The 19,278-nt window shown below is 67.5% G+C and carries 14 protein-coding genes; 12 read left to right on the forward strand and 2 right to left on the reverse strand.

Features of this window, described 5'->3' with window-relative positions:
• The first annotated feature begins 46 nt into the window (after positions 1-46).
• The 11 genes from ACZ5BH_RS07365 to ACZ5BH_RS07415 all read left to right on the forward strand — a co-directional run bounded on the left by ACZ5BH_RS07365 (position 47) and on the right by ACZ5BH_RS07415 (position 12,928).
• Entirely contained in the window at positions 47-1,075 is a 1,029-nt protein-coding gene (locus ACZ5BH_RS07365) for a COX15/CtaA family protein (RefSeq protein ID WP_464888612.1), read from the forward strand.
• A 602-nt stretch (positions 1,076-1,677) separates the two neighbouring features.
• On the forward strand, positions 1,678-3,111 hold the full coding sequence (gene ccoN / locus ACZ5BH_RS07370; RefSeq protein WP_464888613.1) for a cytochrome-c oxidase, cbb3-type subunit I: 1,434 nt from the start codon (positions 1,678-1,680) through the stop codon (positions 3,109-3,111).
• Between the two features lie 34 nt (positions 3,112-3,145).
• The gene (gene ccoO / locus ACZ5BH_RS07375) at positions 3,146-3,892 is read left to right on the forward strand and encodes a cytochrome-c oxidase, cbb3-type subunit II (RefSeq protein ID WP_464888614.1); all 747 of its coding nucleotides are present in this window, start codon (positions 3,146-3,148) and stop codon (positions 3,890-3,892) included.
• A 12-nt stretch (positions 3,893-3,904) separates the two neighbouring features.
• Positions 3,905-4,099, forward strand: coding sequence for a cbb3-type cytochrome oxidase subunit 3 (locus ACZ5BH_RS07380; RefSeq protein ID WP_464888615.1), 195 nt, complete (start codon positions 3,905-3,907; stop codon positions 4,097-4,099).
• On the forward strand, positions 4,096-5,004 hold the full coding sequence (gene ccoP, locus ACZ5BH_RS07385) for a cytochrome-c oxidase, cbb3-type subunit III (RefSeq protein ID WP_464888616.1): 909 nt from the start codon (positions 4,096-4,098) through the stop codon (positions 5,002-5,004). Before ACZ5BH_RS07380 ends, ccoP begins: the two co-directional genes overlap by 4 nt.
• A gap of 120 nt (positions 5,005-5,124) precedes the next feature.
• A complete protein-coding gene (ccoG, locus tag ACZ5BH_RS07390) occupies positions 5,125-6,558 on the forward strand; it encodes a cytochrome c oxidase accessory protein CcoG (protein WP_464888617.1) in 1,434 nt (477 codons plus the stop codon).
• Positions 6,548-7,363 (forward strand): FixH family protein, encoded by an 816-nt coding sequence (locus ACZ5BH_RS07395; protein ID WP_464888618.1) that lies wholly within the window; start codon positions 6,548-6,550, stop codon positions 7,361-7,363. The genes ccoG and ACZ5BH_RS07395 overlap by 11 nt, the downstream gene beginning before the upstream one ends.
• 2 nt (positions 7,364-7,365) lie before the next feature.
• Entirely contained in the window at positions 7,366-9,831 is a 2,466-nt protein-coding gene (locus ACZ5BH_RS07400; RefSeq protein WP_464888619.1) for a heavy metal translocating P-type ATPase, read from the forward strand.
• Positions 9,828-10,019, forward strand: coding sequence for a cbb3-type cytochrome oxidase assembly protein CcoS (gene ccoS / locus ACZ5BH_RS07405; protein ID WP_464888620.1), 192 nt, complete (start codon positions 9,828-9,830; stop codon positions 10,017-10,019). The genes ACZ5BH_RS07400 and ccoS overlap by 4 nt, the downstream gene beginning before the upstream one ends.
• A gap of 468 nt (positions 10,020-10,487) precedes the next feature.
• Positions 10,488-12,266 carry a VWA domain-containing protein gene (locus ACZ5BH_RS07410; RefSeq protein ID WP_464888621.1) on the forward strand — a complete coding sequence of 593 codons (1,779 nt, stop codon included), beginning with the start codon at positions 10,488-10,490 and terminating at the stop codon, positions 12,264-12,266.
• The gene (locus tag ACZ5BH_RS07415; protein ID WP_464888622.1) at positions 12,263-12,928 is read left to right on the forward strand and encodes a hypothetical protein; all 666 of its coding nucleotides are present in this window, start codon (positions 12,263-12,265) and stop codon (positions 12,926-12,928) included. Before ACZ5BH_RS07410 ends, ACZ5BH_RS07415 begins: the two co-directional genes overlap by 4 nt.
• A gap of 14 nt (positions 12,929-12,942) precedes the next feature.
• Here ACZ5BH_RS07415 and ACZ5BH_RS07420 read toward each other — a convergent pair whose 3' ends face one another.
• Positions 12,943-14,874 (reverse strand): sensor histidine kinase, encoded by a 1,932-nt coding sequence (locus ACZ5BH_RS07420; RefSeq protein ID WP_464888623.1) that lies wholly within the window; start codon positions 14,872-14,874, stop codon positions 12,943-12,945.
• A gap of 24 nt (positions 14,875-14,898) precedes the next feature.
• Entirely contained in the window at positions 14,899-18,120 is a 3,222-nt protein-coding gene (locus ACZ5BH_RS07425; protein WP_464888624.1) for a bifunctional diguanylate cyclase/phosphodiesterase, read from the reverse strand.
• A gap of 285 nt (positions 18,121-18,405) precedes the next feature.
• Between ACZ5BH_RS07425 and ACZ5BH_RS07430 the strand changes: the two genes are divergently transcribed.
• Positions 18,406-19,203: an undecaprenyl-diphosphate phosphatase gene (locus ACZ5BH_RS07430; RefSeq protein WP_464888625.1), complete on the forward strand. Its 798-nt coding sequence runs from the start codon at positions 18,406-18,408 to the stop codon at positions 19,201-19,203.
• Positions 19,204-19,278 lie beyond the last annotated feature (75 nt).

Raw genomic sequence — 19,278 nt, forward strand, 5'->3', positions numbered from 1 at the left:
GTTTGTCGCTGACGTTTTCGGCAGTATAGCCACAAACGGCGCGGAGGTGCCGCGCGCCGCCGCGGCGGACGGCGGCACCGGGTTTCAGCGGCTGGCGCGCTTCACGGCGCTTTTGGCCTTCGTGGTGATCCTGCTCGGCGCCTGGGTGCGGCTCTCCGACGCCGGGCTCGGCTGTCCCGACTGGCCCGGCTGTTACGGCCATCTGGACGTGCCCGCCGAGCCCCACGAAGTGGCCCGGGCCAACGTCCTCTATCCCGAGCGGCCGGTCGAGGCCCACAAGGCCTGGAAGGAGATGATCCACCGTTACTTCGCCGGCACCCTCGGGCTGCTGGTATTCACCCTGGCCGGCTGGGCGCTGTGGCGCCGGCGGCGGCCGGGCCAGCCGCTCGCCGTGCCCCTGCTGCTGGCCGCCGTGGTGATCCTGCAGGCCCTGCTGGGCATGTGGACCGTGACCATCCGCCTCAATCCCACCATCGTGATGCTGCACCTGATCGGCGGCTTCACCACCCTGTCGCTGTTGTGGTGGCTGGTGCTGCGCAGCCCCGGCAGTCCGCTGCCCGCGACCACCCTGCCGCATGATCGGCGCCTCGCCTGGCTGGCGGGGGCCGGACTGGTGCTGGTGATCGGCCAGATCATGCTCGGCGGCTGGACCAGCGCCAACTACGCGGCCCTGCACTGTCCCGATTTCCCCACCTGCCAGGGTGCCTGGCTGCCGCCGCTGGACTACCGCGAAGCCTTCGTCCCCTGGCGCGGCACCGAACTCGATTTCGAGGGCGGCGTGCTCGACAATACGGCGCGGGTCACCATCCACTTCACCCACCGCCTCGGGGCGCTGCTGGTGTTGCTGTATGTGGGCGGCCTCGCCCTGTGGCTGCGCCGGCCCGGCCAGCCGTCCCGCCTGCGTCGCTTTGCCCCGGTCCTGCTGGCAGCCCTGGCGCTGCAGATCGGCCTTGGCATCTCCAACGTGCTGTTCTCCCTGCCCCTGCCGGTGGCCGTGGCCCACAACGGTGGCGGCGCACTGCTGCTGCTGAGTCTGGTGACACTCAACCATCTGCTGCATGGCAGGAAGGCGTGAGAAGACGCCCTTGTCTTTGAGCCTCGCAGGGAGCGGGGCAGCGGACCCGCTGCGTTCAAACGGCTCTCCCCGTTGGCGGCATTCCGATCCTTCCTCGTTGCGGCTTGCGCCGCGCCTACAACGGTATTGAATCGTCTCCAATTGGTTTTCCCTCCCGCCATCCATGGCGGGATGACACCATATTTTGCGGGCGCCGCTGCGCTTGAGCCGGCCTACACCCGCCCCAGACCGATGCCGTTTGTGTCAGCGCAATTGTGAGACGTTTGGGCTATTTGGATGGATCGTGGTTTTGCCGGCTACCCGTTCCCAGCAACCCGCTACCGCAGAGGTGCGGCTCAGGCCGCGATGACGATTCCCGAAAACGAGCGCGCTTGCACTTCCCTTTCCATGCCACGTGCGTTTGCGCCTGTCATGGCAGGCGCAAACGCCTTTCCCGACGACGAAAGATTCGATTCCCGAAGGCGGGAACGGCCATTTTCGGTTGCCGCTGACAAGCCGGGTCATTTAGAATAGGTCTCCTTGCCGGTAGTACCCGAGTGTTTTTCTCAAGTATTTTCGGCATGGAGATTTCTGGCATCACCACGAGAATCAAGAGGCAAACAATGGCCCATACGACTGCACAGCCGGCACAATACGACTACGCGATTGTCCGCAACTTCACCATCATGGCACTGGTCTGGGGTGTGCTGGGGATGACCGCCGGTCTCTACATCGCATCCGAACTGGCCTGGCCGTTCCTCAACTACGACATCCCGCAGATCACCTTCGGCCGCCTGCGGCCGGTGCACACCACGCTGGTGATCTTCGGCTTCGGCGGCAGCGCCCTGTTCGCCACCTCCTACTACGTGGTGCAGCGCACCTGCCAGACGCGCCTGTGGGGCGGTCCGCTGGCGAGCTTCACCTTCTGGGGCTGGCAACTGGCCGTGGGTCTGGCCGCCATCTCCTACATGGCCGGTTACACCCAGGCGCGGGAATACGCCGAGATGGTCTGGCCCATCGACATCCTGATCGCCGTGGTCTGGGTCGCCTACCTGGTGATCTACGTGATGACGCTGGTCAATCGCAGCCAGCCGCACATCTACGTGGCCAACTGGTTCTACATCGCCTTCATCCTGGCCACCGCCATCCTGCACATCTTCAACAACCTGGCCATGCCGGTGAGCCTGTTCAGCCTCTCGTCCTACAGCCTGCAGTCGGGCGTGCAGGACGCCATGACCCAGTGGTGGTATGGCCACAACGCCGTGGGCTTCTTCCTCACCGCCGCCTTCCTGGGGATGATGTACTACTTCGTGCCCAAGCAGGTGGGCCGTCCGGTCTACTCCTACCGGCTGTCCATCATCCACTTCTGGGCTCTGATCTTCCTGTACATGTGGGTCGGCGCCCACCACCTGCACTGGACCGCGCTGCCCGACTGGACCTCGACCCTGGCCGCCACCTTCTCGATCCTGCTGCTGATGCCTTCCTGGGGCGGCATGATCAACGGCATCATGACCCTGTCCGGCGCCTGGGACAAGCTGCGCACCGATCCCATCATCCGCTTCCTGGTGGTGGCCCTGTCCTTCTATGGCATGTCCACCTTCGAAGGGCCGCTGATGTCGCTCAAGAGCGTCAACGCCCTGTCCCACTACACCGACTGGACCGTGGGTCACGTGCACTCCGGCGCGCTGGGCTGGGTGGCCATGATCTCCTTCGGCTCCCTCTATCACCTGGTGCCGCGTCTGTGGAGCACCCGCATGTGGAGCACCTCGCTCATCTACCTGCACTTCTGGCTCGCCACCATCGGCATCGTGCTCTACATCAGCGCCATGTGGGTGGCCGGCATCGGTCAGGGCCTGCTGCTGCGCGCCTTCGATGACTACGGCAACCTGGCCTACACCTTCATCGAGACCGTGCAGTTCCTGCATCAGCCCTACGTGGTGCGTGCGCTGGGTGGGCTGTTCTTCGTCTCCGGCATCGTGGTCATGGGCTTCAATACCTTCATGACCATTCGCCAGAGCCGCCGCGAGCAGGCCGCACTGCAGGCCACGCCGGCCTGAGTTCCGCAGACGACCGACATCAGGAATTATCGACATGAAACACGAAACGATTGAAACGAATGCCGGCTGGCTCATCGTGCTGACCATGATCGTGATCAGCATCGGTGGCCTGGTCGAGATCATTCCCCTGTACTTCATCAACAACACGGTGGAAACCGTGAAGGTGGACGGCAAGGAGACCATCCGGCCCTATACCGCCCTGGAACTGCGCGGCCGTGACATCTACATGCGCGAAGGCTGCTACCTGTGCCACTCGCAGATGATCCGCCCGTTCCGTGACGAAGACATGCGTTACGGCCACTACTCGCTGGCGGCCGAGAGCCAGTACGACCATCCCTTCCAGTGGGGCTCCAAGCGCACCGGTCCCGATCTGGCCCGGGTGGGCGGCAAGTACTCCAATGCCTGGCACTTCCAGCACCTGATGAACCCCCGTTCCGTGGTGCCCGAGTCCATCATGCCCAACTACCCGTGGCTGAAGGAACCGCTGGCCTACGCCGACATCCAGGCGCGGATGCGGGCCCTGAAGGCCGTGGGCGTGCCCTATTCGGAGACCCAGGCCGAATACGAGGCCAACGTGGAGCGCTTCGGCAAGGACGTGGCCGACCAGCTCAACATCCTCAAGGCCAAGGACAACCTGATCGCCCAGGCCACCCAGGGCAATTACGACGGCAACCCGGACGACGTTTCCGAAGCCGATGCCCTGATCGCCTACCTGCAGGTGCTCGGCACCATGGTCGACTTCAGCAAGTTCGAAGAAGGCTATTTCGCCGAGTTCCGGTAAGCGGAGATCGCGATGTTCGAATGGCTGGAATGGTTCACCCACATGGAGAACACCAAGCCCTTTGCGCTGGTGCTCTTCTTCGTCACCTTCGTGGGCATCATTCTGTACCTGTTCACCGGCAAGAAGCGCGGGGAGCGCCTCGAGTCGTACAAGAACATACCGTTTGAGGACGACGACGATCGTCGTCACGAGGATTCACAATCATGAGCAAAGACAAGACCCAACAATCCGTGCAGACCACCGGACATTCCTGGGACGGGGATCTCCAAGAATTCAACAACCCCTTGCCGCGCTGGTGGCTGTGGGCCTTCTATGCCACCATCGTCTTCGCGGTGGTCTACTGGTTCCTGTATCCCACCCTGCCCATCGGGCGGGACTACACCAAGGGGATCGGCAACGAAATCACCTACACCACGGCCGACGGCAAGACCGTCACCACCCACTGGAACACCCGTGCCCTGTTCCTCAAGGAGAAGGAAGAAGCCCGCAAGCAGCAGGCGGTGTATGTGGAGAAACTGGCCCAGGCCAGCTACGAAGACATCGCCAAGGATCCGGAACTGTCCGCCTTCGTCTTCTCCCGGGCCAAGGTGCTGTTCGCCGACAACTGCGCCGCCTGCCACCAGACCGGCGGCAACGGTGTGCTGGGTGAGTATCCCAACCTGCTGGACGATGCCTGGCTGTGGGGCGGCACCTTCGCCGACATCGAGCAGACCATCAGCAATGGCCGTCACGGCAACATGCCGGCCTGGAAGGGGCAGCTCTCGGAACAACAGATCGGTGATGTGGTCGAATACGTGCTGAGCCTCTCCGGCGAGCCGGTGGATGCCGAGAAAGCCGCCCGCGGCCAGAGCGTGTTCATGAACAACTGCGCCGCCTGCCACGGCCAGGATGCCAAGGGCCAGAAGTTCCTGGGCGCGGCCAACCTGACCGACAAGATCTGGACCATTGCCAAGGTGCCCCTGGCCAACAGTCTCGACGGCAAGCGCAATGCCGTGCGCGAAGTGGTCGAGAACGGCAAGAGTCGCATCATGCCGGCCTGGAAGGGTCGTCTGTCCGACACGGAAATCAAGATCCTGACCTATTACGTGCATGAGCTCGGCGGCGGGCAATAGTCCTGCCGCCGGTCTCCGGCACGTCCATCGCGGCACGGGAGGGCCTTCCCCGCTTTCGGCGGGGAGTCCTCCCGTTGTCGTCTGTTGCGGCCGCCGCCGCACCCGGTTGTAACGAGTGACATGACCCAGCCCCAGTATCAAGCCCGGATTCCCGTCTATCCCCGCAGCGTCAAGGGCCGCTTCCGTACCCTGAAGACTGCTGTCCTGCTGCTGGCCTATGCCGTCTATTTCCTCCTGCCCTGGCTGCGCTGGTCGCGGGAGAATGCCCCGGATCAGGCCGTGCTGTTCGATCTGGTCGGGCGCAAGTTCTATGTCTTCGATCTGGTGGTCTACGCCCAGGACATCTTCTGGCTGGCGGGCCTGCTGGTGATCTTCGCCCTGCTGCTGTTCTTCGTCACCGGACTGGCGGGACGGGTATGGTGCGGCTACTTCTGCTTCCAGACCCTGTGGACCGATCTCTACCTGTTCGTGGAGCGCTGGATCCAGGGCGACCGCAATGCGCGCATGAAGCTCCACAAGGCCCCCTGGGGACCGAACCGGATTCTGCGCCTGGGCGCCACCTGGCTGGCCTGGCTGCTGATCGCCCTGATCACCGGCGTGACCTTCGTGCTCTACTGGGGCGATGCGCCGGTGCTGCTGCGGCAGATGCTCACTGGCGAGGCGCCCTTCGCCGCCTACGCCACGACGGCGTTTCTCACCCTCACCACCTTCGTGATGGCGGGCCTGGCGCGGGAGCAGGTCTGCACCTACATGTGTCCCTATGCCCGCTTCCAGGGGGTGATGTTCGATGCCAATACCCTGATCGTGGCCTACGACGCGAACCGGGGCGAGCGCGAGAAGGGGCGGCAGAAACCCCGCAAGGGGCTGATCAAGCGCGAGGAACGCATCGAGCAGGGGGTGGGCGACTGCATCGACTGCGGCTACTGTTTCCAGGTCTGCCCGGTGGGCATCGACATCCGCGACGGCCTGCAATACCAGTGCATCTCCTGCGCCCTGTGCATCGACGCCTGCGACACCATCATGGATTCCATCGGCTATCCACGCGGCCTGGTGCGCTATACCTCGGAAAACGCCCTGGAAGGCAAGCCCACCCGCCTGCTGAATCTCAAGAACATCGGCTATGGTGTGGCCCTGGCCATCACCATCGGGGCGCTGGTCTGGAGCGTGGCCCATCGTGCCGACGTGGAGCTGGCCGTGTACCAGATCCGTCAGCCCCTGGCGGTGACCCTCTCCGACGGCCGGATCCAGAACCGCTACCGGATCAAGGTCAACAACAAGACCGAAGCGCGGCTCACCTACCGCCTGGGCCTCGAGGGGCTCGAGCCCTCGGCGGAGCTGGATGCCGGCCGTTTCCGGGAGTTCACCCTGGAACCGGAACAGATGCTGCCCCTGCAGGTGAAGGTGCGCCGCGATCCAGGCCGGATCCGCCAGGTGCGCGAGTCCTTTGCCTTCGTGCTCGAGCCGGTGGGGCAGGCGGGGGCGCCGGTGGTCCGGCATGCCAGCCAGTTCTATACGCCGCCGGCCCAGGTGCGGGGAGGTGAACATGCCAGGTGATCTCGTCTTCAGCCTGCTGGGCGGGGCCCTGGCGGTGGCCCTGGCGTTTCTGGCCCTGCACCGTTTCACCCGTTTCGATGCCAAGGGCGCGGGCCTGCTGGTGGCCCTGGGTGTGCTGGGGATCTACGTGCCGGTGGCGATCCTCTGGTGGCCGGGGGCCGACGTGTTCGCCATTCACATCGCCATCTATCTGATCACGGCCTATGCCCTGGGGATCATCTTCAGCGTGCGCGAGCAGCGGGCGGGGGAGAAGCGGGGATTCCACTGGGCGCCGGCCCTGATCGTGCTGTTCTTCGTGCTGGTGGTGGCCCTGGATTCGGTGTTCGTGATGCTGGCCCAGCAGGGGGTGGACGGCCGCCTGGCGAGCTGGCTGCTGCCCGCGCCGCGCGGCGGGGGCAATGTCTCGTCCCACTTTCCCGGCACCGTGGCCCGCAACTTCCACGAGCGCGAACAGGCCTTCAACGAGTGGCTGGAGCGCATGGAGGCCCAGCGCCTGCGCAACTGGCGGGTGCGCGAAGGCTGGGTGGGCGGCGCGCGGGCCGGCGAGCCGGCGGTGTTCCGCCTGGAGCTGGCCGACAGCAACGCGCGGCCGATCACCGGCGCCCGCATCGAAGGGCGTTTCATGCGTCCCGGCAACGTGAAGCTGGACCAGGCCTTCCGCATGATCGAGGTGCGGCCGGGCCGTTACGAGGTGACGCTGGTCCTGCCGGAGCACGGCCGCTGGAACGTGCACGTGCAAATCGGCAAGGATGATATCCTGCACGAATTCAACGCCCGCACCACGGTGGCCGAACCGCCTGCCTGAACATGCCCGACGATGCCCCCAGCTGTTTCCACTGCGGCCTGCCGGTGCCCGAGGGCAGCGACTACCGGGTGGAAATCGATGGCCGGGAACGGCGCATGTGCTGCCCCGGCTGCGAGGCGGTGGCCCGGGCCATCGTCGACGGCGGGCTGGAGAGCTATTACCGCCACCGTACCGCCACGGCGCCCACGGCCCGCGAGCTGGTGCCCGAGGCGCTCAAGGATCTCGATCTCTACGACCAGCCCCAGGTACAGCGCAGCTTCGTGCGCGAGGCCGAGGCGGGCAAGGTCAAGCAGGCTTCGCTGATCCTCGAGGGCATCGTCTGTGCCGCCTGCGTGTGGCTCAACGAGCGGCACGTGGGTTCCCTGCCCGGCGTGCTCGAGTTCCGGATCAACTACAGCACCCACCGGGCCACCGTGAAGTGGGACGACTCGCGGATCCACCTTTCCGACATCCTGCGCGCCATCTCCGAAATCGGCTATCTGGCCCATCCCTTCGATCCGGGGCGCCAGGAAGCGGTGCAGAAGAAGGAGAAGGCCCAGGCCCTCAAGCGCCTGGCGGTGGCGGGGCTGGGCGCCATGCAGGTGATGATGGTCTCCGTGGCCCTGTACGCCGGCGACTTCAGCGGCATGGAAGCCCGCATGCAGACCTTCTTCCGCTGGGTGTCGCTGGTCATCGCCACACCGGTGGTGCTCTATTCGGCCCGCACCTTCTTCGTCTCGGCCTGGCGGGATCTGCGCCGCCGGCGGCTGGGCATGGACGTGCCGGTGGCCTTGGCCATCGGCGGCGCCTATCTGGCCAGTACCTGGGCCACCCTCACCGGGCGCGGCGAGATCTATTTCGACTCGGTGACCATGTTCACCTTCTTCCTGCTGGCCGGCCGCTATCTGGAGATGGCCGCGCGGCACAAGGCCGGGCAGGCGGCCGAAGAGCTGGTCAAGCTGCTGCCGGCCATGGCCACGCGGCTCACCGACGGCGGCGAGGAAACCGTGGCGGTGGCGGATCTGGCGCCGGGCGACCGGGTGCGGGTCAAGCCGGGCGAGCCGGTGCCGGCCGACGGTCGGGTGCTGGAAGGCCGCTCCAGCGTGGACGAATCCCTGCTCACCGGCGAAAGCGTGCCGGTGCCCCGCGGCCCGGGCGACAAGGTGGTGGGCGGTTCGGTCAATGTGGAGAGCCCGCTGGTGATTGCCATCGAAAAGGTCGGCGAGGAGACGGTGCTGGCCGCCATCCAGCGCCTGCTGGACCGTGCCCAGTCGGAGAAACCGCGCCTGGCCGGGCTGGCGGACCGGATCGCCGGGGCCTTCGTCGGCGTGATCCTGCTGCTGGCGGCCGTGGTGGGCTGGTACTGGTGGCAGCACAATCCCGCCGAGGCCGGCTGGATCGTGCTCTCCATGCTGGTGGTCACCTGTCCCTGTGCCCTGTCCCTGGCCACCCCGGCGGCCCTGACCGCCGCCACCGGCAGTCTGACCCGCCTCGGCGTGCTTACCACGCGCGGTCATGCGCTCGAAACCCTGGCCCGCGCCACCCACATGGTGCTGGACAAGACCGGCACCCTCACCGAAGGGCGCCTGCGCCTGGAGTCGGTGCAGACCCTGGGGGCGTCGGACGAGGCCCGTTGCCTGCGGATCGCGGCGGCCCTGGAGCGGGCCTCGGAACACCCCCTGGGCGCGGCCCTGGTGCAGGCCGCCCCGGGGGAACTGCCTCAGGTGGAGGAGGCCGTGGCCGAGGCCGGGCAGGGGATCGAAGGCACGGTGGAAGGCCGGCGCTACCGGATCGGTCAGCCGGCCTGGGTGGCCGCCTTTGCCGGTTGTGCCCTGCCGGCGTCGGAGGCGGACGGCGCCACCGAGATCGTCCTCGCTGACGAAGACGGCCTGCTGGCGGTGTTCCGCCTGCGTGACCGCCTGCGCCCCGGGGCCCGCGAGGCCATCGCGGCCCTGCGCCGCCAGGGCATCGTGCCGCTGCTCTACAGCGGCGACAGCGAGGCGGCGGTGGCCGCCGTGGCCCGGGAGCTGGGCATCGCGGATTTCTGCGCCCGCATGCGTCCCGACGACAAGCTGGCGGGCCTGCGGGAACTGCAGTCGCGCGGCGCGGTGGTGGCCATGGTCGGTGACGGGGTCAACGACGCCCCGGTGCTGGCCGGGGCCAACGTCTCCCTGGCCATGGGCACCGGCACCCAGCTCGCCCAGGCCAGCGCCGACATGATCCTGCTCAGCGAACGCCTGGGCAACCTGCCCCAGGCCGTGCGCATGGCCCGGGACTGCCTGCGCATCATCCGCCAGAATCTCGGCTGGGCCCTGCTCTACAATGCCGTGGCCCTGCCCCTGGCGGCCATGGGCCACGTGGCCCCGTGGATGGCGGCCATCGGCATGTCGGGCAGTTCGCTGGTGGTGGTGGCCAATGCGCTGCGCCTCAACCGGCGCTATACTGACGCCTCGCTTACCCCCGATTCCGCCGGAGCCGGTACCGCATGACCATCCTCTTCCTGCTCGTTCCTCTCGGTGTGCTGTTTCTCGGCGTGGCCATCTGGGCCTTCGTCTGGGCCGTGCGCAGCGGCCAGTTCGACGATCTCGAAGGCCCCGCCCACCGCATCCTGATGGACGACGACGACCCCCGCATCCCAGGCCGCAAGCCCGATTCCCGCGAGGAACGCCGGCCTTGATGCGGCCCGGCGAGTCTTCTAGAATTCGTCTACCCAACCGAATTGCCACAGGACACCGACCCATGAAAGACATGTTCACCTTCGAGAACTTCCCGCTGACCTTCATCATTGGCCTGGTCATCGTGGCCTGGCTGAGTTTCTTCTCGGTGATCCTCTCCGGCTGAAGCAAGACACCGTCAGTTGCATGAAAAAAGCCGCCTGCAGGCGGCTTTTTTCATGCGGAAAGGCTTTCGCCCGTCCGTTTTTGTGTAGGAGCGGCGCCCTCGCCGCGACAGGAACAGGGCCAAGGGACGAGGGCCGAGTGACGAGGTGAAGCGGAATCGGAAGCCTATGCTTTTCCTCGGCCCTTGGCCCGCGTGACTCGGCCCTGCGTGATCGCGGCGAGGGTGTCGCTCCCGCCTTCCGTGGGGACCTTCTCTCCCTTCCCCCACGCCTTCAGTTTCCCCGCCAGTGGCCGCAAAGGATGGCATGAGAGTGTCATTCCTGTTCATTTTGCTGCTCACGAGCGCGGCCGCCGCGGCGGCCCCGGTGCCCGACGTGCGGGTGGCGATCGACGTCTCCGGCAGCATGAAGCAGACCGATCCGCGGAACCTGCGCCGGCCGGCCCTGCGCCTGCTCACGGGGCTGTTGCCCGAGGGCAGCCGGGCCGGGGTGTGGACCTTCGGCCAGTACGTGAACATGGCAGTGCCCTGGGGACGGGTGACGCCGGCCTGGAAGGCGAAGGCCCGGGCCGAGGCGGGCCGGATCCATTCCCGCGGCCGCTACACCAACATCGAAGAGGTGATCCAGAAGGCGGCCTTCAACTGGCGGCGCCCCGATCCCCGTTACGCCCGGCATCTGATTCTGCTCACCGACGGCAAGGTGGACATCGCCCGCGATGCCGAGGTGGACGCCCTCTCGCGCCGGCGCATTCTCGAGACGTTGCTGCCGCAACTGGTCCGGGCCGGCGTGCAGGTGCACGCGGTGGCCCTGTCCGGCGACTCGGACCGGGCCCTGCTCGAGACCCTGGCGGCCGAGACCGGCGGGCGTTTCGCCGAGGCCGCCTCGGCCGCGGATCTGCAACGGATCTTCCTGCAGCTGTTCGAGCGCGCGGCGCCGCGGCCGGCCCTGCCTATCGAGGGCAACCGCTTCACGGTGGACGCCGGCGTGCGCGAGATGACCCTGGTGGTGTTCCGCCGCCCGGCGGATCCGCCCCTGCGCATCCAGCCGCCGCAGGGCAGGGCCTTCGACGAGGCCGGCGCGCCGGATCCCGTGAGCTGGTATCACGAGGACGGCTACGATCTTGTCACCGTGCGGGCGCCGGCCCGGGGAGAGTGGCGGTTGCTGACCCGTGTCGATCCCGAGAACCGGGTACTGGTACTGACCGATCTGCGCCTGGAGGTGCGCGAACTGCCCACGGCGCTGCTCGCCGGGGATCCCTTGCCCGTGCAGGCCTGGCTCCGGGAGCGCGAACGGCGCATCACCCGGCGGGACTTTCTCGAACTGGTGCGTTTCACCGCGCTCGACCGGCAGGGCGAGGCGCAGCCGCCGCAGGAATGGCTGCTCTCGGACACGGGACGCGACGGTGACGACAAGGCTCGTGACGGGGTTTTCGGCCGGCGGGTGGATGGCGTGGCGGGCGAAGGCGAGCACGTCCTGCTGGTGCGCGCCGACGGGGCCACCTTCCAGCGCGAGTTCCGGCACGTGTACCGGGTGCTGCCGGCGCTGCTGCGGCTGCAGGTGGAGAAGGCCGGCGAAGGCTTTCATCTCGGCGTGACGCCGGAACGGCTGCTGATCGATCCGGCCGAGGTGAAGGTGATCCGGGAAGACACGGGCGAGCCGTTGCCTTCGGCCGGCGAGCAGGGCTGGGAACTGGCGTTGCCGGCGGCGTTTGCCGGCAAGACCCTGGCGGTTCGGATCGAGGGTCGGCGGCGCACCGGCCAGCCCGTGCAGGCCCGTTACACGGTCCAGGTGCCGGGCGTGCCGGCCGCGGTGGCGGAACACGCGGCCGCGGCCGGCCATGCAGCGCCGCCGGAAGCACAAGCGGCCCCGGAGGCGCACGGGGAGGCCCCCGCCGCGCATGAAGAAGCACCCGCGGCGCAGGGGAAGCCGGCCGAGGCCGAGACGGGGCCCGACTGGACCCGGATCCTCATCCTGACCCTGCTGATCAACCTGCTGCTGGCGGCCGTGGGGAACGCGGTTTGGCTGGTGCTGCGCCGCCTGCGCCTGCGCAGGCAGGCCGAGGACGAGGCGGCCCTGCAGCTGTGAGCGAGTGGCTGACAGGGCTGTTGCTGGCGGCGGCGGAGTTCGGGCTGCTGGTGAGCCTGGTCTTCGGCATCCATCTCTATCTTCAGTCGCGCGGGCGGCGCGACGACCAGGCGCGGGCCCGGGAACTGGTGGCGCGGCTGAAGAACGGGGCGGAAGATCACGAAACGGCGCTGATCACGGCGCTGGTGGAAAGTTACGGCCTGCCCCGGGCGGCGGCGGAAGAGATGGCGGGGGCCCTGATCGATCAGGAGAAGTCGCTCTATCGCAAGGTGATGCGCATGTTTCTCGGCCGGGATCGCACCGGCATCGGACGCTTCGACGAGGACGTGCGCGGCCTGCTGCTGGCCTACCGCAACCTGATCGAGGCCCCGCCCGGGGAGGGCGAGGGGGAGGCCGTGGCATCGCCCGCCCGGCTGCGCAAGGAGAACCAGCGTTTGCGGGCGCGCAACGCGAAACTGGAAGCGGATCTGGCCCAGGCCATGGCCACCATGGAGAACATGCTGACCGAGTACGCCTCCATGTACGAGGGCGGGCGCAAGGAGGGCGAGCAGCGCATGAAGAACGAAATGTTCCGCCTGCGTCAGGCCCTTGAAAGCGGTGAACCGCCGCCCGACGACGAGATTCCCGAATTGACGGACATCGCCGATCCGAATCCCCGTTAGGCCGTTGCGCCGGCCTACGTTTTTTCTCTTGTCTCTTTCCTTTGCCCCAAAGGCAGGCGGAACCAGAAAGTGCAGCCCCGGCCCGGGTTGTTGTGCACGCCGATTTTGCCGCCGTGGAGTTCGACGATGCGCCGGCAGATGGCTAGGCCGAGGCCGGTGCTGGGCTCGCCGCCGGTGGGGCGGTTGCTGAGGCGGGTGTGGGGGGTGAAGACCTTTTCGAGATCCGCTTCGGTGAGCCCCGGGCCTTCGTCCTGAACCTGGCAGCGGACGGTGTCGCCTTCCAGGCGGGTGCGGATCCTGATCCGGGTGCCGGTGGGCGAGAACTTGATGGCGTTGTCGACCAGGTTGCTGAGCACCTGGGTGATCCGGGTGTCGTCGGCCCGGATCTCCGGCAGGTGGGAATCGAGATCCGTCTCCAGGGTGATCTGCTTGCGCCCGGCATAGGCCTGGTTGCTGGTGACGATGAAGCGGATCAACAGGTTCAGATCCAGCGGCTCGGGGTGGCAGGTGAGGCTGTCCTCGTGCAGCACGATCTCGCCCAGGAAGTCGTTGACGATGTTCTGCATGTAGTCGTCGGAGCGGCGGATCAGTTCCAGCAGTTCGGGGAGATCGGCCGGCGGCTTGCCGGTGATGCGCAGGGTGTCGTGCAGGGTGTCGACGATGTCGCGGATGACCACCAGCGGCTTGCGCAGATCGTGGCGGGCGAAGCCGATGAACTCGTCGGCCCGGCGCAGGGCGGCCTCGAGCTGCTCGTTGGTCTCGCGCAGGCGGGCGGTGGCCTCGTCCACCCGGTCCTGCAGATCGGTGTTGAGCTGTTCGAGCCGGTGGCGGGAGATGAGCAGGCCGCTGATCAGGTTGTGCAGGGCGTCGTCGAGCTGGCCGATCTCGCGGGGTACGTTGTGGCCGGGATCGGGCAGCCGCCCCCGGAAGCGGTTGCGGGCCATCTCGTCGGCGGCGCCGGCCAGGCGCACCAGGGGGCGGCTGATCCAGCGGGCCAGGAAGACGGCCACGCCGATCGCCAGGAGCAGGGCGACGCCGACCCAGGCCAGATGACTGGTCAGCAGGGCGTGGACCTGACGGGCCACTTCTGCCTTGGGCTGGGGCACCATCACGCCCCAGCCGATGCCGGGCACGGCGGTGAAGCCGGCCACCATCTCCTGCCTGACGAAGGGCGAGTAGAACTCGGTGACGCCGGTTTCGCCCGCCATCATCTTCTGCACCACCGAGAGATGGGAGAGATCGCGGATCTCCCGCATCCAGTCGGGGTTGGGGTGGGCGATCACGTGGCCGGTCTGATCCACGATGGCCGAGTGGCCGCGCTCGCCGAAATGGATGTTGCGGCGCAACTGTTCGATGTAATCGATGTTCAGTTCGGCGAGCAGCACGGCCTGCACCTGCCCGTCGGGGCCGAGCACCGGCTGGGACATGATTAACGTGGGTTGATCGTCCAGGGGGCTGTATTGCATGGCCGAGAGCGTCGGCTGGCCCCGTTCCAGGCTGAAGCGGAAGCAGGCCTCGTCGGCGAACAGTCGGTGCTGGCCGGGGGCGATGGCGGAAAGGGCGGTGGAGTAGATCAGATCGCCATTGGCGGAAACCAGCGACAGGTTGCGGAAGTCGGGCAGGATGGTGCCCGTGTCCGACAGGAGATCCACCACTTCGCGATCACGATCCCGACCCGCGAGGCGGTTGGCGAGCATGGCCAGCATGGTCTGGTGATCCTGCACGTAGAGTTGCAGCGGCGAGGCCAGGTTCATGGCCAGGAGGCGGTGCTTCTCGTAGACCTCGCGCCAGGCGTCGTCCCAGGCGGCGTGATAGAGGCGCAGGCCGAGCACCGCCATCGGCAGCAGGGCCACCAGCACGAAGGCGCCGATCAGCAACTGGTGCAGGGGCCGCCGCAGCAGGCGGCCCGGGAGGCCGAAAATTGTCCTGATCCTGTCGCGTATCACCGGGCCGGTCTCCGTGCTTCGGGGTCAGGGCGCGTCCGCCGCCGGCAGGATCCGGCGGGTGATGTCCTGTGCCGAGATGGGCCGGCAATAGAGGAATCCCTGGTAGCGGTGGCAGCCATTGTCGCGCAGGAATTCGGCCTGGGCGAGGGTTTCCACGCCTTCGGCCACCACCTCCAGGCCCAGGTGGCGGGCCATGGAGAGGATGGTCTGGACGATGGCCGCGTCGTTGGGGTCCTCGGTGATGTCCTGCACGTAGGCCCGGTCGATCTTCAGCTCGTCCAGCGGCAGGTGCTTGAGATAGTACAGGGAGCTGTAGCCGGTGCCGAAGTCGTCCACCGAGATGCGCAGGCCCAGTTCCTTGAGGGCCTTGAGCTTGGCGATGGTGTCGTCCAGATCCTCGATCAGGGTGCCTTCGGTGATTTCGAGGGTCAGCAACTGGGGAGCCACGCCGGTGCGGCGCAGGATCTGGTTCACCTGTTCCACGAAGCCGCTGTGGCGGAACTGGATGGGGCTGACGTTCACCGACAGGCCGGGCGGTTGGCCGTCGTCGGCCTGGTCCATCCAGGCGCGCAACTGCTGGCAGGCGGTGAGCAGCACCCATTCCCCCAGATGCAGGATCAGGCCGGTTTCCTCCGCCACCGGGATGAAGGTGTCGGGCATCACCCGCCCGCGGGCCGGATGCTGCCAGCGCAGCAGGGCTTCCACGCCCACCGGCTGCTGGCGGTCGTCCACCTGGGCCTGGTATTCGAGAAACAGCTGTTCCGCGCCCAGGGCATCGCGCAGATCCTCTTCCAGGGCCAGGCGGGCGTCGGCCTCGGCCTGCAGGCTGGGGTGGTAGTAGGCGATGGTGTCGCGGCCGTTGCCCTTGGCCTGGTACATGGCCGCATCGGCGTGGTTGAGCAGCACCTCGGCGCGGTGGCTGTCCTGGGGAAACAGGGCGATGCCGAGGCTGGCGGTGATGTGGAAGCGGTGGCCGTCGAGATCGTAGCCGCCGCTGATCCGGCCGCGGATCTTCTCGGCCACCTGCCAGGCGCGCTTGGCGGCCACGCCCGGATCGGCGTCCAGGGCCGGCAGCATGATCACGAACTCGTCGCCGCCCAGGCGCGCCACCGTGTCCTCCTCGCGCAGGGCGTCGGTGAGGCGGCGGGTGACCTGCTGCAGCAGCATGTCGCCGGCGCGGTGGCCGAGGCTGTCGTTGAGCAGCTTGAAGCGATCCAGATCGATGAAGATCAGGCCGCCGTGCACCCCCTCGCGCTGGGCGTGGGCGATGGCCTGTTGCAGCCGGTCCAGCATCAGGCGCCGGTTGGCCAGGCCGGTGAGGGGATCGTAGAAGGCCAGCCGTTCGATTTCCTGGCGGGCCTGGTGGCGTTCGGTGATGTCCTGCACCGCGCCGCGCAGGAAGGTGGGCTCGCCCCCGGCGCTGCGCTCGAGGCTGCCCGACAGCTCCACCCAGCGCACGGCGCCGTCGGTGCGGATGATCCGGTATTCCACCAGCAGCGGCGCGTCTTCTTCCAGGCTGCGGGCGATGGCGTCGTCGAGGCGCGCGGTGTCCTCCGGGTGCACCAGGGTCATGCTGGTATCGAGGGTGTGGCCCAGTTCGCCGGGGCCGAGGCCATAGATGGCTTCCGCGCCTTCCGACCAGGTGACGTGCCCGCTGGCGATGTTCCATTCCCACAGGCCCACGCCGGCGGCGCGGGTGGCCAGGCGGATCTGGGCCTCCTTGCGTTCCAGTTCCACCAGCAGTTGCTGGTACTGGCGTTCGGCGGTCCGCCGCTCGGTGACGTTGCGCAGCACGCCGATGAGGGTCGGCTGCTGATCGACGAAGACCCGGGTCAAGCTCACTTCCACGTCGATGCAGTCGCCGTTGGGCAACTGCTTCATCCAGTCGAAAATCCGGGGCTCGCCGGCGAGCACCTCGCGGATGATGGCCTCGGCCTTCTCGGCCGACGGCTGGCCGTCGGGCTGCACGGGCGGCGAGAATTCCACCGGCGAGCGGCCGATCACCTCCTCGCGGGGGCGCTGCAGGATCTCGAACAGCTTGTCGTTGCCGTCGATGAGGACGCCGTCGCGGATCATCAGCACGCCGTCGTTGAGGGCGTCGAGCAGGCTCTGGTAGCGGGACTGGCTCTCCAGCAGGGCCCGGGTGGTCTGGTCCAGTTCGGTGAGATCGCTGAGGCTGGAGACGAAATGGGTGATCGCCCCGGCCTCGTCGCGCACCGCGTTGATGGTCTCCCACACCTGGAGCAGGCGCCCGTCCCGGTGGCGTAGCCGACGGCGGCCGCTCCAGGCGCCGCTGCGGGCCACGGCCAGCCGCTGGGCGGCGGGGATGGCGTCTTCCTCGTCGGGCACGTCGAGTTCCGCCAGGGCATGCCCGGCGATGTCGGCGGCGGCGAAACCGGTGAGCGCCGTGAAGGCGGGATTGACCCGCAGCACCTGTCCCCCGGGGTCGGTGATGGCGATGGCGTTATGGGTGTCGAAGGCGATGGCGGCGATGCGGCTCTCCTCGCGCAACCGGTAGTCTTCGGTCACGTCGCGAAACACCAGGATCAGGCCCTCCAGGGAGCCGTCCTCGCGCAGGATCGGCGCGGCGCTGTCGGCGATGCGCCGGGGCTGGCCGTCGCGCCGCCGCAGGATGCTGTCGTCACCCAGGTTCAGGGCCTGGCCGCTCTCGGTCAGGTGCCGCACCAGGTTGCGTACCACCTCTCCCTGTTCGCCCTCGAGCACGAAGACGTCTTCCAGGGGCCGGCCGTGGGCGTCCTCGGCCGACCAGCCGGTGAGGGTTTCGGCCACGGGATTCAGGCGGGTGATGCGGCCCTGGTCGTCGGTGGTGATCACCGCGTCGCCGATGGCCTCGAGGGTGCGCGAGAGCTGTTGTTCGCGCTGTTGCAGGAAGGCCAGGGCCTGATGGAGCTGGCGGCCCATGAGGTTGAAGGCCTCGGCCAGCTCGGCGATCTCGCCGCGGCCGGTCACGGGCAGGGGCTCGAAGCGGTGCTGTACCATCTGCCGGGCCCGCTGGCTCAGCAGGCGCAGGGGGCGGCGGATCAGCCAGTGGTGGAGCCCCATCACCAGCAGCAGCACCGGCAACAGCAGCCATAGCAGGATCTCGCGATCGGCCGGCAGCAGCCAGAGCAACGCCCCGAACAGCAGGAGCACCAGCAGCGGCAGGCCGAGGCGCAGATCGATGGTGAACAGGCGTCTCATGCGCTCGGCAGTGGTTGGCGGGCGGGTCTGGGGCACGTCGTCCATCCCTGGCGGATTCCCGGTATGACGGCTGTCGATTTCATCTGGCTTGCTCGCGAAGATGGGTGGGGGAGCCCTTCCCCGACCGATTCCCGATCTATCGGCCGCCGGCGAAATTTGTTTACCTCCACCCACGCGAGGCTCGTACGCCTTACCCCTCTCCCCCCGGGAGAGGGGCTGGGGGTGAGGGCGTGAGGGCGTGCGGGGCATGTCCGTTATACCGCAATTTGCCGGTCATGACATTGGGTTACAATGCCGACCCTCGTCCGTTGCCCGGGAACCCCAGTCATCATGTCGCTGCTGCACATCCTGCTCCTGGCCATTCTTCAGGGGCTGACCGAATTTCTGCCCATCTCCAGTTCCGCGCACCTGATCCTGGTGCCGAACCTCACCCACACGGCGGATCAGTCCCTGGCCTTCGACGTGTCGGTGCATGTGGGCACCCTGGTGGCGGTGGTCGCCTACTTCCGCCACGAGGTCGGGCGGCTGCTGGCCGACTGGGCCCGCTCTTGCCGGCAGCGGGCTCCGGTGGGCGAGAGCCGCCTGGCCTGGGTGCTGCTGCTGGCCTCGGTGCCGGTGGGCGTGGCCGGCCTGCTGCTGCACGATCTGGTGGAAACCGTGCTGCGTTCGCCGCTGGTGATCGCGGCCACCACCATCGGGTTCGGCCTGCTCCTGTGGTGGGCGGACGCGGCCGGCCGCCGCCGGCGCGACGAGCACAGCCTCGACTGGCGGGACGGCCTGCTGATCGGCCTGGCCCAGGCCCTGGCGCTGGTGCCCGGCACCTCGCGGTCGGGCATCACCATGACCGCTGGCCTGTTCCTGGGGCTGACCCGGCAGGCCGCCGCGCGCTTCTCCTTTCTGCTGTCGATCCCCGCCATCCTCATGGCCGGCGGCTATCAGACCCTGAAGTTGCTGCAGGCCGGCAGCGGGGTGGACTGGCTGGCGCTGGCCCTCGGGGCCCTGTTCTCGGCCGTCACCGCCTGGCTGTGCATCGCGCTGTTTCTGAAGTGGCTGGATCGGATCGGCATGCTGCCTTTCGTGATCTATCGTCTGCTGTTGGGGCTGGGACTGCTATACTTGTATATCTAACCTAGGAATTTCCGGACCCCGAATCCGTCCGGCAATTTGTGCTGCCAGGGACGCGGTGGCTCACCAGGAGCGTCA

This window comes from Thioprofundum lithotrophicum (assembly GCF_055387065.1).

What these genes read in the sequence shown, in the direction of transcription:
- ACZ5BH_RS07410 (WP_464888621.1), top strand. Translation starts at nt 10,488, where the DNA reads ATGAGAGTGTCATTCCTGTTCATTTTGCTGCTCACGAGCGCGGCCGCC.
- ACZ5BH_RS07395 (WP_464888618.1), top strand. Translation starts at nt 6,548, where the DNA reads ATGCCAGGTGATCTCGTCTTCAGCCTGCTGGGCGGGGCCCTGGCGGTG.
- ccoO (WP_464888614.1), top strand. Translation starts at nt 3,146, where the DNA reads ATGAAACACGAAACGATTGAAACGAATGCCGGCTGGCTCATCGTGCTG.
- ACZ5BH_RS07400 (WP_464888619.1), top strand. Translation starts at nt 7,366, where the DNA reads ATGCCCGACGATGCCCCCAGCTGTTTCCACTGCGGCCTGCCGGTGCCC.
- ACZ5BH_RS07425 (WP_464888624.1), bottom strand. Translation starts at nt 18,120, where the DNA reads ATGGACGACGTGCCCCAGACCCGCCCGCCAACCACTGCCGAGCGCATG.
- ccoS (WP_464888620.1), top strand. Translation starts at nt 9,828, where the DNA reads ATGACCATCCTCTTCCTGCTCGTTCCTCTCGGTGTGCTGTTTCTCGGC.
- ccoN (WP_464888613.1), top strand. Translation starts at nt 1,678, where the DNA reads ATGGCCCATACGACTGCACAGCCGGCACAATACGACTACGCGATTGTC.
- ccoP (WP_464888616.1), top strand. Translation starts at nt 4,096, where the DNA reads ATGAGCAAAGACAAGACCCAACAATCCGTGCAGACCACCGGACATTCC.
- ccoG (WP_464888617.1), top strand. Translation starts at nt 5,125, where the DNA reads ATGACCCAGCCCCAGTATCAAGCCCGGATTCCCGTCTATCCCCGCAGC.
- ACZ5BH_RS07380 (WP_464888615.1), top strand. Translation starts at nt 3,905, where the DNA reads ATGTTCGAATGGCTGGAATGGTTCACCCACATGGAGAACACCAAGCCC.
- ACZ5BH_RS07430 (WP_464888625.1), top strand. Translation starts at nt 18,406, where the DNA reads ATGTCGCTGCTGCACATCCTGCTCCTGGCCATTCTTCAGGGGCTGACC.